Genomic DNA, 12,869 nt, shown 5'->3' with positions numbered 1-12,869 from the left:
CCACTTGGGCTCGCCTCGGGCCGGTGTTTGAGCGGTGGCTTCCCCGCCCCTGTGTTCTTCATCCCTACCCGCAGGTGCGCTTTGACGCCTTACATCCGAGATAGGAGCCGTATGCGTTAGTAGCGCCCGTACGGATCTGGTGCAGCGAAGCTAGCTGCCGTTCCAGTGGGTGAAAGTCCCACCGACAGAGGAATCCAGTGACTGTCGTAGTGATATCCAGCAGCGAGAAGGGCGACCGACTCGTGGAAAGCCTGGACGTAAAAGCCCCGGTGGCTGGGAGCAATCCCGGTCAGATCCGTCCAAGGGGGGCGAGCAACCTGACAGGCCGTAGCAAAGGCGAACCAGTAAGCCTCGAAAAACGGGCCCTGCTTGAAGCGGATGGCAGGATAGTTGGGAGAGCCGAGCCATTCAGATCCTGGCGAAGGCCGAAGTCGGAATGGAAGGAACTGGAGGAAGGTAGTTCCGATCTCCCCGTGGACATAGAGGGCGGCATGCCAGGAAGGAACGGACAGCGAAAGCTCGGAACCACTCGCAGGTCGCCTAGGCGCTCCTGCACAGCGAAGGCATCGCGTATAAGTGGCCCAGCCAGCGAAATCGCGATGTGCTTGCGAGTGGGGCGGATGGGGCCGATAAGCGTTGAGGGACCGGGACAGAATAACCCGGACCGGAGCGAGGGCCTCTAGGGCGGAGGTAACCCCCCTCCAAGGCGGCGTACTCTGAAGTCGTCGGCCCGACACAGTGCGGGAGAACCGAATCTAACTCCAAGGTGCGCGAAGGATGGAGGCAAACCGTGCGTCAGCCGGCGCATGCCGGGAGCAGGCTTAAGCCGCTGACGCGCTGGGAAGGCCCCGTCTGACATGCCAGCCTTCCAGCCGTACTGGGGAAAACCCGCCGTACGGAATGATAGGGGGGAACGAGGAAACGTCGGCATCATTCGAAGCCCGGTCCGCGCCTCGTTCCTACCCGACTGCGGGGGGTGCCCGGCGACGGGCATCCCTACCGCGACCTAATCCAAGGGAGGCGAGCTTGGACCCTGGGTGCGGTTCAGCGTTATGTCAGGACCAAGCAGGCATTCAACGGGAGGGCTGATGCGGTACGTCAAGATTCTAATCTTGCTGTTGTTGCTCTCGGGGATCACTGTAGCCAAGGGGCCGATCACAGTCTACCTGGCGGGTGACTCGACCATGGCAGAAAAACTTGCCGAAAAACGTCCTGAGACCGGCTGGGGCGAACCTCTGCAAGCGGGCTTCAAAGAAGGAAAAGTCCGCGTGGAGAATCACGCAAAAAATGGCAGGTCCACGCGAACCTTCATTGAAGAAAAACTGTGGCAGGCCATCGTCGATAAGTTGAAGAAGGGCGACTACGTGTTCATCCAATTCGGACACAACGACCAATCGAAGGAAAAGGTGGAGCGCTATGCATCTCCCGAGGCCTATCGCGCCAACCTGGTCCGATTCGTTCGTGACGTGAGAGAGAAGAAGGCCGTTCCGGTTTTATTGACGCCCGTGATGCGTCGTCGATTCAATGAGCAGGGTGAGTTTTACGACTCCCATGGCGAATATCCTGACATCGTGCGGGGCGTCGCGGCGGAGTACAGGGTGCCGTTGATCGACCTGCACCGCAAAAGCGAACAGGTGATCCGGCAATACGGCGCGGAAAGTTCAAAACAGCTCTTTCTCTGGCTGAAGCCGGGAGAAAACCCCAACTATCCCAAGGGGGTGCAGGATAACACCCATTTTTCTCCCCGTGGGGCGGAGATCATCGCCGGCTTGGTCGTGGATGGAATCCGCGAACAAAAACTCGGATTGGGCAAGTACCTCAAGAAGCGCGGCAAGAAATCTCCAAATTAATCCGCATTCCGCAATCTGAAATCCACAATCTAGATTCCCCAATCCGAAATCCGCCTCTCGCCCTCCGCAATCCAAGGACATTTGACTTGACTCTGCCGCAAAGCCGGTGATACCGTCTGCTGCGCAATAGTCTGATAAAAACTAAATTCTCAGGAATCTCAATTCCAAAGTAGCTGACACACTGCTCTTTGAAGTGGGGTGTCTCACGTTCGCACGTGAATTTTTCGCGGGCGATGGACCGTGCTGTTTCATTCAAATTCCGGGGAGGCACAAGTGGCTATTACCGCGACAAGTCTCGGACGTTTATTTGATGTGTTAATGAAGGTCAAGCTGACGGCCGCAACACCGCCGCCGCCGCCCTTTGGGAGGCGGCCGACCGTTGCGCGCGTGCAAGCCCTGGTAGATGCCGGGGCCCAGCTGCTCCCCAAGTTGTTTCGGGACAGTTACAGCGCGCCTCTCGCAGCCCATCTCAAACCATTGGTATCACAATCCGTTGCCGCGGGGGATTTGACGACCCTGGAAACCCTCACAGGAGCCGTCTACCAGCACAATCAGAGGGTGGGGAAGACGGAGTTGCACCGGTTCCTTGCCGTCATCTCCAACCTTTACCGGTCGTTTCTCGATGAGAAGAAACGGACTCAAGCGCAATTTCCGCTTCGTGAAACGCTCCCGCCCATGGCGATGTTTCAGAATCGAGCAGACGACGGCCCGTTCACTATGACCGTCGACGTGGTGAATCAATTGTTCGGCGCCGCGGTCGGGGTTGTCAGCTTGCCGGCGGCCTACCGCGACCACCCCTTCTTCTGGGCGGCCCTGGCGCACGAGACCGGCGGACACGACGTCCTCCATGCCGACCCCGACCTTCTGTCCGAACTCAGCTCCGGGGTGCGGAACATGTTTGGGGCCGCCTCGCGCAATCTGGGGCTGCTGTGGGCCTACTGGATGGACGAGGCTGCTTCCGATGTTTATGGGGTTCTCAACGTCGGTCCCTCTTTTGGGTTGAGCCTGACCGCCTTTTTCGCGGCGTTGCTGGCGCAGCTGAATCGTCCTGCCGGCAAGGTCCCCGTACTGCGAACGCAGGCCGGCGGTGACGAATTCGGCCGACTCGATCCCCACCCGATCGATATCTTGCGCTTACATTTGATCCTGGGCGTCGTGGAGAACCTCGAAGGTTTGTCCCAAGCGCGACGGCAGCAGTATTCCGAGGACCTTCTCGCACTGGCGGAAATCTGTGCGGGCTCGGCGACATCTGTAGAGCTGGAAGGGAGGGTGAAACTGGACAGCGGGGAGACCCTTTTCCTTCGCAATTCATTTCCACTGATCGACATGCAGGATGCGGCACGCCGGGTCGGCGCCTTCATTGCGACGGCCGAGCTCAACGCCCTCGGGGGACACCGCATCCAGGATGTGGAGACCTGGGACGACCCTGATGAAGAAAAGGCCATTCAAGTTGCGGCGGCGGTCGAGTCCGGCAAGGCGATCACCGGAATCGGGGACGACGCGCAATTGCTTGCGGGAGTGACCCTGGCGCTGTATGAGAATCCGAATCTTTACAGTCGAGCTACCACCCTGCTTGCCGCCGGGCTGGATGAGAGTTTTGACAATGATCCATTCTGGGGAAGCGCCAAGCCGGACCGTGCGTTGACCCGCCCTCACCATGCCTTGACGGTTCGACGCCCGAAGTATGATGTCGATCCCCTGGCCCAGGAGTTAATCGAGTACCGCTCTGAGGCGCCTGGCCATTTTGAAGCGGCCGATGCGATGGGTTTGGCCGCGCGTATTACCGGGCCGACTCCCATCCCCTGGCCCAAAGGACAAGCCCCTCAGGCCGTCCCGATGAAGAAGACCCTGGGGCCGGATGCGCCGCTGCCACGGTGCGATTACATCGCCATTACCTGGACCGTCGACGAAGCGAATGCCATGGCCAGTGTGCTGACCCCCGGCTACGTGGCCGATCCTCCGTCCGGCGACAAGACCGCCAAACCCTGGCTTCACTACGCGCACAACTACAATGATTATCGGCCCCACATCCGTCCCATGGCGCCGGCCTGGAATAACCACTTGCTGGGACGGTATTTTATGTCACGGTTCGCGGGCAAGGATGTGATCTGCTACAAGTCGGAATTGCATCTGGGGCAGGATGGCCCGGGCTTCCCGCTCAAAGATTTGTTCAAACAATTGATTGAGGAGACGAAGGCGAAGCTGGTGATTACCACCGGCACCGCCGGCGCCATTGGCCCCCACGTCCAACTGGGTGATGTCATCGTGGCCAACCATTGCTTGTTTCACTGCAAGCGGACCTTTGGGAGCGCCCCTTTCAACGGAAAAACGTTCACCAGCAACGTGGTCATGCCGGCCGCGGAGTTCGACATGGCGAATCAAAAACTTATGCAAGCCAACGCCCCTCAGCTCGCTCCACAGCGCCATGGGGTGCCGAGAATCTATTGGGACAGCGATCAGTTGGGGCAACCGGACGTCATCGTCACCACCGATTTCTTCGCCTTTGGCAACGCGCAGAATACCTACGGGCTCGCGGGTCTCGGGTCGGCCGTCGAGATGGACGATGCGGCCCTCGGCATGGTCTGCTCGGAAATGAAGAATCCGCCGGACTGGCTGGCCATTCGCAATGCCTCTGATCCGCAGATGGATGGGACCTCGCTTGAGGAGGAACGCGGCGATGCCGCGGCGATTTACAAGAAGTATGGCTACTGGACCACGGTCCCCAGCGTCATTGCGACCTGGGCCGCCATCGTGGGACATAAGTAGGAACGTGTTCGGATCCTCGAAGGAAAGCGGGACGACATCGCGCACAGCGGCGCCGTGCCCGCAACGGCCGAAAAGACAGGCGGGTCGATGAGTACCGAGCAGACATCCTTGTTGCCGACCGAGGTGGAATTGGCCCTGGAGGTGATGCCCTGCCAGGCAGACCGGCGCGTGTATGAACCCGCGGATCACCCTCACCCCTGCACCTATTTTGCCCAGTGGGGCGTCTACCACAGTTATGGATATGAAGCTGCAGGACCGCCCCACACACCCGGGATCCAGCAGACGGCCGTCTATCGCGGCAAAACGGCGCTGGTTCCGGAGATTTTGAGCGGATGCCGAAAGGCGCCGCTCATGGCGGTCGGCATCAATCCCAACCTGCCAGGCTACTGGCCGGCAACGCACAACTCCGTCAACCCGGATTTCGAAAATTTTCTCCAGTACGTCCATTACTTCCGGTACCGCAGCATCCAAAAGCTGGAGATCCCGGAGGCGAGTTACAAGAAGTTGCTCGGCAATCGTGAAGATGGCCCGCAGGTAACGACTCCGCTCACGAATATCGGCGCTGAGATCCCGACGCAGTTGATCGCGATGTCGATGTATGAAGCTTATCAGGGCCTCCTGGATGACATGGCAAAGCAACTGGGATGGGGCGCACACAAGCTCACGGTGGGTGAAGATCTAAGCTATGGCAACATGGTGGCCTGCCCCTCGGCCAAGTGGCTGACGAGGAAGGACCCAAAGGATCCCGCCATGCCGGTGATGTCGAATGCGGTCATGGAAGGGATTGTCAACGAGTGCTTCCAGAGCCGCCAGTACTTTTTGCGGCAACTGTTTCAGAGCCTGCCGGTGGTGCTGTTGGTGTTCAGTGACGCCACGGCAACTGCTTTCATCGCGGCCATGGAGAAAAACTTTGTTGGGAAAGCCCCCGATCCCACCGCTCCCATCCCGACGCTTCTGTCACAACGTTTCATGCTGCGATACGGCCAGGCGGCTGATGGCGAAGATCTCCAGGCCCGGGTGATTTTTACCCCGCATGCGACCGGAGATCCCCAGGCATTCGCCGCCCAACGGGCAAAGGTGATCGCCGCCATGGTGGAGGAGGCGAAGGCCGGACGGATCGTCCTGAACCCGGAGACGGGCCACCTGGCGCGCCCCCGGGGAAGCTGTGTGTTTTGTGGGAATGCCCTGTACCGGATCGGACCCTGCGATTATGAAAAGGAACTCAAACCATTGAGCGGACCTCTCCCTCAGCCTTTGGCCGAGACCCGTTCCCGTCCTGAACATGTCACCCGGGAGAAAGCTGAGCAGCAGAAGTTGATGAAGCATTTCATAGAGCGCGGCGCCGAGCGTCGCGAGAAGTCGGCAACCCCAAATCCCTTTCGGATCGTGTCCTGATGGCAACTCAGAAAAGCACTGTCGCGATTCTCGGACCCGGCAAGGTGCCGGTCACTGTCGAGATCAACGGGAAACCTTACACCGCCAACCTGGAGCCCTGCATCACGCTGCTTGACGCGATGCGCGAGTTCTGGGGCCTGACTGGGGCCAAGCGGGCCTGCGACCGGGCGACGTGTGGCGCCTGCACGGTGCTCGTGAACGGAAAGCGCGAGTATTCCTGCTCGCTCCTGGCCATTGATGTCCAGGACGACCCGATTACCACCGTCGAATCGCTCGATAGCGACGGAGAACTCGATCCGGTCCAGCGGGCCTTCATCGATCACGATGCGATGCAGTGTGGATTTTGCACCCCGGGCTTTGTCATGTCCTGCAAGGGGTTTCTTGCGGAGAACCCCGCGCCGACGCCGGAAGAAATTCTGAAGGGTATGAGCGGCAATCTGTGCCGTTGCGGAAGTTACGCGGGCATCCAGCAGGCGGTGGCGGAAGCGGCCGCGGCACCGGGTGGAAAGTCAGCGCGATTGCGAGCCCGGGCGCCGCGAGCCCGTGCGCCGAGGGCCCGGCGAAGGAGCAGACGATGACGACGAAGTACGATTGGCCCCCTGCGAGCCAGTGCAAGTGGATTGGAAAGGACATCCCGCGGGTCGACGGAGCGGCCAAGGTCTCAGGGCGTGCCACCTACACCTACGATGTAAATCTGCCGGGGATGTTGTATGCGAAAGTTGTGCGTTGCCCTTATGCCCATGCCAAGGTGAAGAGTATAGACACCAAGGCTGCCGAGAAGACGCCGGGGTTCAAAGCCGTCTATGTGATTCAGGGCCCGGGGACTGAAATCTTCTGGGCCGATGACGACATCGTCGCCGTGGCCGCCGTCGATGAGCATTCGGCGGAGATGGCGATGCGGGCGGTGAACGTGGAATACGCGCCCGTCCTTCCTTCCCTGGTGCTGGACTCGAACCCTCAACCCCCGGCTCAATTCTCGAAGTTTGTGAAACCGATGGCGCCGGAAGTGGTCGGCGATGCGGACAAGGGCTTTTCCCAGTCGGACGTGGTGATTGAGGGGGACTACGGAATGCCGGTGATCGCTCACACCTGTTTGGAGGCACATGGCAGCGTGGTCGCCTGGACCCAGGATGCGATGCAGGTCCACATCTCGACACAGGCCGTCACCGGAATTCCCGGACAGCTGTCGCAAGCGTTGAATTTCCCTCAAAACAAGATCCAGGTTTTGACCGAGTACGTGGGCGGGGGTTACGGCGCAAAGCTCGCGGCTGACCGCTGGGGGATTGCCGCCGCACAGTTGTCGAAGCTGGCGGGCGGCGTCCCGGTGAAGCTGATGCTGGACCGCCATTCCGAGCAGACAGTCGCCGGATGCAGGCCCTCCTCGTATGCGCATGTCAAGGTCGGCGCGAAAAAGGACGGAACGTTGATGGCTTGGCAGTCCGACAGCTGGAGCACCGGCGGGCTTGGAGGGGGAAGTGAGCCGCCCTTGCCCTATCTGTTCAATATTCCCAATCAACGGCGGCAACACACCCAGATTGTCAACAACATCGGCAGCGCCCGATCCATGCGCGGGCCGCACCATCCGCAGGCCTGCCTGTTGACCCTGGGAGCGCTGGACGATCTGGCGGCCAAGCTCAACATGGATCCGGTGAAGCTGCTTTTGGGAAACATGAACCTCGTGGCGGCGCGCGCCGATGTTTACAAGCAGGAATTGGCCGTGGCGGATTCGTTGATGCAGTGGTCGCAGCGCTGGAAACCCCGCGGAACGATGACGACCGGGGTGATCCGGCAGGGGCTGGGCGTCTCGATGCATGCCTGGCCGGGCAAGGCGCACGACTTCCAGTGCAACCTCACCATCAATCCCGACGGCACAGTGTCGGTCAAGGCGGCGACGCAGGACCTGGGAACTGGAACACGCACCGTACTCGCGATCGTCGCCGCCGAGACCCTGGGACTGCCCGTGGAGGCGATCAACATCGAGATAGGAGACAGCACCTATCCGACCTCTGCCGGATCCGGAGGAAGCGGAACCGTCGGTGGAGGCGGATCAGCGGTGCGGCGCGCTTCGGTCGACGCCCTCGCCAAGCTCTTTGTGAAAGTGGCGCCGGCCTTGAAAACGACTGCGGATAAACTCGAGGTGGTGGATGGCTCGGTGCAGGTGAAGGGCGGCGGGGCGAGCCTGAGCTGGAAAGAGGCGTGTTCCAAGCTGGGGACGCTGCCCTTGACGGTGACCGGCCAGAACCCCGGCGAGGGCACCCTGGCCGACACGGGGGCTGCCGGCGTGCAGATGGCCGACGTCTCCGTCGATACGGACACCGGCATCGTCCGCATCAATAAAATCGTGGCCGTGCAGGATTGCGGATTGATCATCGATCGAAAAACCACGACGAGCCAGGTGTACGGCTGCCTGATCATGGGCATCGGGTACACGCTTTATGAAGAGAAGGTGATGGATCAGAACCTTGGCCGAATGCTGAATCCCAATATCGAATTCTATCGCCTCTGCGGAATCGGTGACATTGGAGAGCTCGTGGTCCATCTCATGTCGGGACCCGGCTACGACAGTCGCGGGATCATCGGCTGCGGGGAACCGGCTGTGATTTCTCCCGGCGCCGCGATTTCGAATGCCGTCGCCAATGCCATTGGCGTACGGGTGTCGCAGTTGCCGCTGACGCCGGACAAGGTCCTGGCCGCCCTCGGAAAGGTGACCTCGTGATATCGTTTGAATACGCCAGCCCAAGTACTGTGAATCAGGCGTTGTCGTTGCTCGGCTCGAAGTGGGGCCCGACCGAGATACTGGCGGGCGGAACCGATCTCCTGGCCTTGATCAAGGACGACGCGGTTTCGCCAGGCCGCCTGGTTAACATCAAGAAGATTTCCGGAATAGGCGATGTCACCTACACGGCGCAGCAGGGGCTTCGCGTTGGAGCGCTAGTCACGCTCGACGCCCTCGCCAAACATCCGCTGGTGACGAAGAACTATCCCACCCTCGCCCTGGCGATCAACGACGCCGCCAGTCCTCAAATCCGCAATCGCGCGACGCTCGGAGGCAATCTGTGCCAGCGCCCGCGGTGCTGGTATTTCCGGAACGGTTACGGATTGCTGGCCCTCGACTCGAAGGGACAATCGCTGGTGTTGAAAGGCGATAACCGCTACCACGCCATTCTTGGCAACGGCGGGCCGGCCTATTTTGTGAGCCCCTCCACGGTGGCCCCCACGCTGATCGCTTTTGGGGCGACCGTCGTCCTCCAGGGGCCCAAGGGAACCCGTCTGGTGCCGCTGGGAAGCTTTTACGTGACTCCACAAAAACCGACCGACCGTGAACATGACCTGGGCCCGAATGAAATCGTCGTTGAGGTCCGGGTTCCTCCGCCTGCCGGCTTGATCAGCGCTTATTATGAGGTGCGACAGAAGCACGGGTTTGACTGGCCGATCGCGACGGCGACCGTGGTCATGAATCTCGCAAACAACAAGGTGGCGAACCCGGTTGTCATGATGAGCCACGTGGCCCCCGTGCCGTGGCGCTCGGCGGAGGCTGAGGCCGTTCTGACGGGTCAGACCGTGACTCCCGCAATCGCCACGGCGGCCGCCCAGGCATCGGTGAAAGCAGCTAAGAGCCTGGGGCAAAACGGGTACAAGATTGCGGTCGCTCGCGTGGCTGTGCAGCGGTGTATCCTCCAGGCGGCGGGACTCAATCCCATCCCTGAGGGGGGTGGAAACTCATGAGACAGGCCGAGCGTTTCAATATTGAGCATCCGGACCTTTGCCCGGCCCTCCGGTGGAAGGGTCTGTTCACCGCGCACAACGAGGATCCCACGGTCCCCTCGACCCGAGATAACCATTACTGGTGCGTCTTCACGCAAACCTGTGTGGGACCGGACTCGAAGTTGGCCGAGCCTGCTGACTGCTCGGCGCCCGCTCGGTCGTGCCACCGCATGGCGATCCGCAGCATCCGTGGCGAAATCCCCCGCCCAGTCTGGAATCAGGGCAACAAAAAGTAGTGGGCCGGCGCAATTCTATTCTTGGCGTGTTTGGTAGCCGGGATACGCCGTTGTTTGGCGAATCCCGGGCTTTTGTTTTGGGCTAGGAGAGGATCCCAACCTCAGGCAATCCGGGATGCTCCCGAGAGCAGAGCATCCCGGCTACCCCAGCGAGGCTGTGCGATGGCGTGTTTGGTAGCCGGGATACGCCGTTGTTTGGCGAATCCCGGGCTTTTGCTTTAGGCTAAGAGAGGATCCCAACCTCAGGCATTCCGGGATGCTCCAAAGAGCGGAGCATCCGGCTACCCCAGCGAGGCTGTGCGATGGCGTGTTTGGTAGCCGGGATACGCCGTTGTTTGGCGAATCCCGGGCTTTTGTTTTGGGCTGGGAGAGGATATCAACCTCAGGCATTCCGGGATGCTCCAAAGAGCGGAGCATCCCGGCTACCCCAGCGAAACTCTGCGATGGCGTGTTTGGTAGCCGGGATACGCCGTTGTTTGGCGAATCCCGGGCTTTGTTTTAGGCGAGGGAAGGATATCAACCTCAGGCATTCCGGGATGCTCCCAAGAGCGGAGCATCCCGGCTACCCCAGCGAAACTCTGCGATGGCGTCTTTGGTAGCCGGGATACGCCGTTGTTTGGCGAATCCCGGGCTTTGTTTTAGGCTAAGAGAGGATCCCAACCTCAGGCATTCCGGGATGCTCCAAAGAGCGGAGCATCCCGGCTACCCCAGCGAAACTCTGCGATGGCGTGTTTGGTAGCCGGGATACGCCGTTGTTTGGCGAATCCCGGGCTTTTGCTTTAGGCGAGGGAAGGATATCAACCTCAGGCATTCCGGGATGCTCCAAAGAGCGGAGCATCCCGGCTACCCAATCGAACCCCTGGTGCGGCGCTTTCATGAGTCACTACAAATTATCGGCCTTACCCACCCAGGACTTTTGGGCCTGAGGGAAACCCTCGCGCAGGATCAGAGCCCGCCTCGGCGGGCTTGATTGCGTACAGCCCGCCGGTTTACCGGCGGGAGAACCGGCGCCCAAAAGATTTTTACCCCGATTCATCGGGGTTGACCTCTTTTGAGAGATTGTTCGCCGTGAAGACATCCCATAATTAAAATCCCCGGAGGTATCACTTTGAAGGCCATCCTTGTCCACGAATTCGGTGGTCCCGAAGTTTTAAAACTCGAAGAAGTCCCCACCCCGCGTCCTGTCAAAGGTCAGGTCCTGGTGCGCATCCACGCCGCCGGCGTGAACCCGTACGACACCTATATGCGCAATGGTACTTACGCCATCAAGCCGCCCTTGCCCTACACGCCGGGGTCCGATGGCGCTGGTGTTGTCGACGCCGTCGGCGAGGGGGTGACCCAGGTAAAGCCGGGAGACCGCGTCTATATCGCCAGGACGGTGACCGGCGCGTATGCGGAATATGCGTTAACGCTCGAGAGCCAGGTCCATCGGCTTCCGGCGGAGGTAACCTATGCCCGGGGGGCAGGCATCTGGGTACCGTACGGCAGCGCCTACCACGCGATGTATCAGTGTACGCGAGCCCGTGCCGGCGAAACCCTGCTGATTCACGGTGCCAGTGGTGGCGTGGGCATAGCGGCCATCCAGATCGGGCGCGCCATGGGCCTGGTCGTCCTGGGCACAGCGGGCACGGAGAAGGGGATCGAACTGGTTCGGCGCGAGGGCGCGCACCATACCTTTAATCACACCCAATCGGGCTACCTGGAACAGATCATGAAAGCGACCGGCGGGCGCGGCGTCGATCTCGTCCTTGAGATGCTCGCCAACGTAAACCTCGGCCAGGACCTGAAGCTGCTTGCACCACATGGCCGTGTGGTGGTCATTGGCAGCCGCGGCGACGTCACCCTCTCACCGCGTGACCTCATGGCACGTCGTGCCTCGATTCACGCGTTTACTTTGTGGGGTGTCACTGAAGCGGAAGAAAACGAAATTCACGCCGGACTCATGGCCGGTTTGGAAAAAGGCACGCTGCATCCGGTGGTCGGAAAGGAACTGCCGCTCGCCGAGGCCGCCCGCGCCCACAAAGAAGTCCTGGAGCCCGGCGCCTATGGAAAGATTGTTTTGGTTCCGTGAGATTAGGCCCGTAGGGCCGCCAGAATGTAGCCCGGTCTGAGCCCCGCGCTCTTTCTTTTTGCGGGGCGAGGGTGGGGTCAGGAAGGGGAAGAAAGCCAGATTAGGTCCGGAGGACCGAAAGAATGTAGCCCCATCTGAGCCCCGCGCTTTTTTTTGCGGGGCGAGGGTGGGGTCAGAATGAGAACATGAATCGAATTAGGTCCGGAGGACCGAAAGAATGTAGCCCCGTCTGAGCCCCGCGCCTTTTCTTTTTGCGGGGCGAGGGCGGGGTAGCGATTAGAAAAAATGTAAAAGCCCCGGTGGGGCGACAGAATCCTCCATCGCACGCAAAATAATTCCCTGCTCATTCCATCTCTCCGGTGTATCCTCTCCATACCCCCCTTCACCTTCCCCCGGTCCCGATCTGCGGGAATGGAGACTACCTCATGGGACACACCTTCACCAATCTTCTCGTTCACATGATTTTCAGCACCAAAGACCGCCTTCCCCTGGTCGATGTTGAATTGCGTTCAAAACTCTATCCTTATCTGGGGGGCATACTCAATCACCTCGGCGCAATCCCGCTGGCCCTCAATGGTCCCGCGGATCACGTACACGGGTTGGTCAAGCTCCGCGCTGTACATTCCGTTGCGAAAGTAGTGGAAAAGCTGAAGTCCAACTCGACCGGGTGGGTTCACGAAGAATGGCCAGAACGGCGGCAGTTCGCTTGGCAGGAGGGGTACGCAGCTTTCAGTGTCAGTGAGTCATGCGTGCCGGCCCTGTTGAAGTACATTGCCGGGCAGGAGG

General features: G+C 60.3%; 8 protein-coding genes. All 8 read left to right on the top strand.

The genetic code is table 11. The features are described 5' to 3' along the window. The first annotated feature begins 1,088 nt into the window (after positions 1–1,088). Positions 1,089–1,850, top strand: coding sequence for a rhamnogalacturonan acetylesterase (locus LAO21_22840; GenBank protein ID MBZ5555554.1), 762 nt, complete (start codon positions 1,089–1,091; stop codon positions 1,848–1,850). A 273-nt stretch (positions 1,851–2,123) separates the two neighbouring features. After that, entirely contained in the window at positions 2,124–4,616 is a 2,493-nt protein-coding gene (locus LAO21_22835) for a hypothetical protein (GenBank protein ID MBZ5555553.1), read from the top strand. An 87-nt stretch (positions 4,617–4,703) separates the two neighbouring features. Further along, a complete protein-coding gene (locus LAO21_22830) occupies positions 4,704–6,011 on the top strand; it encodes a hypothetical protein (protein ID MBZ5555552.1) in 1,308 nt (435 codons plus the stop codon). Then, a complete protein-coding gene (locus LAO21_22825) occupies positions 6,011–6,589 on the top strand; it encodes a (2Fe-2S)-binding protein (GenBank protein MBZ5555551.1) in 579 nt (192 codons plus the stop codon). Before LAO21_22830 ends, LAO21_22825 begins: the two co-directional genes overlap by 1 nt. After that, positions 6,586–8,727: a xanthine dehydrogenase family protein molybdopterin-binding subunit gene (locus tag LAO21_22820; protein MBZ5555550.1), complete on the top strand. Its 2,142-nt coding sequence runs from the start codon at positions 6,586–6,588 to the stop codon at positions 8,725–8,727. Before LAO21_22825 ends, LAO21_22820 begins: the two co-directional genes overlap by 4 nt. Next, a complete protein-coding gene (locus LAO21_22815) occupies positions 8,724–9,737 on the top strand; it encodes an FAD binding domain-containing protein (protein MBZ5555549.1) in 1,014 nt (337 codons plus the stop codon). Before LAO21_22820 ends, LAO21_22815 begins: the two co-directional genes overlap by 4 nt. 1,383 nt (positions 9,738–11,120) lie before the next feature. Next, positions 11,121–12,083 carry an NADPH:quinone reductase gene (locus tag LAO21_22810; protein ID MBZ5555548.1) on the top strand — a complete coding sequence of 321 codons (963 nt, stop codon included), beginning with the start codon at positions 11,121–11,123 and terminating at the stop codon, positions 12,081–12,083. 425 nt (positions 12,084–12,508) lie between these two features. Further along, positions 12,509–12,869: IS200/IS605 family transposase (gene tnpA / locus LAO21_22805; protein ID MBZ5555547.1), on the top strand; the 361-nt coding region annotated here is incomplete at its 3' end.

This window comes from Terriglobia bacterium (assembly GCA_020073085.1).
GTDB lineage: Bacteria > Acidobacteriota > Terriglobia > JAIQFV01 > JAIQFV01 > JAIQFV01.
This window is presented reverse-complemented; position numbering and strand designations above follow the sequence as displayed.

Excerpts from the sequence above, each read along its gene's own strand:
- LAO21_22840 (MBZ5555554.1), top strand. The coding sequence starts at position 1,089 with ATGCGGTACGTCAAGATTCTAATCTTGCTGTTGTTGCTCTCGGGGATC.
- LAO21_22830 (MBZ5555552.1), top strand. The coding sequence starts at position 4,704 with ATGAGTACCGAGCAGACATCCTTGTTGCCGACCGAGGTGGAATTGGCC.
- LAO21_22825 (MBZ5555551.1), top strand. The coding sequence starts at position 6,011 with ATGGCAACTCAGAAAAGCACTGTCGCGATTCTCGGACCCGGCAAGGTG.
- LAO21_22820 (MBZ5555550.1), top strand. The coding sequence starts at position 6,586 with ATGACGACGAAGTACGATTGGCCCCCTGCGAGCCAGTGCAAGTGGATT.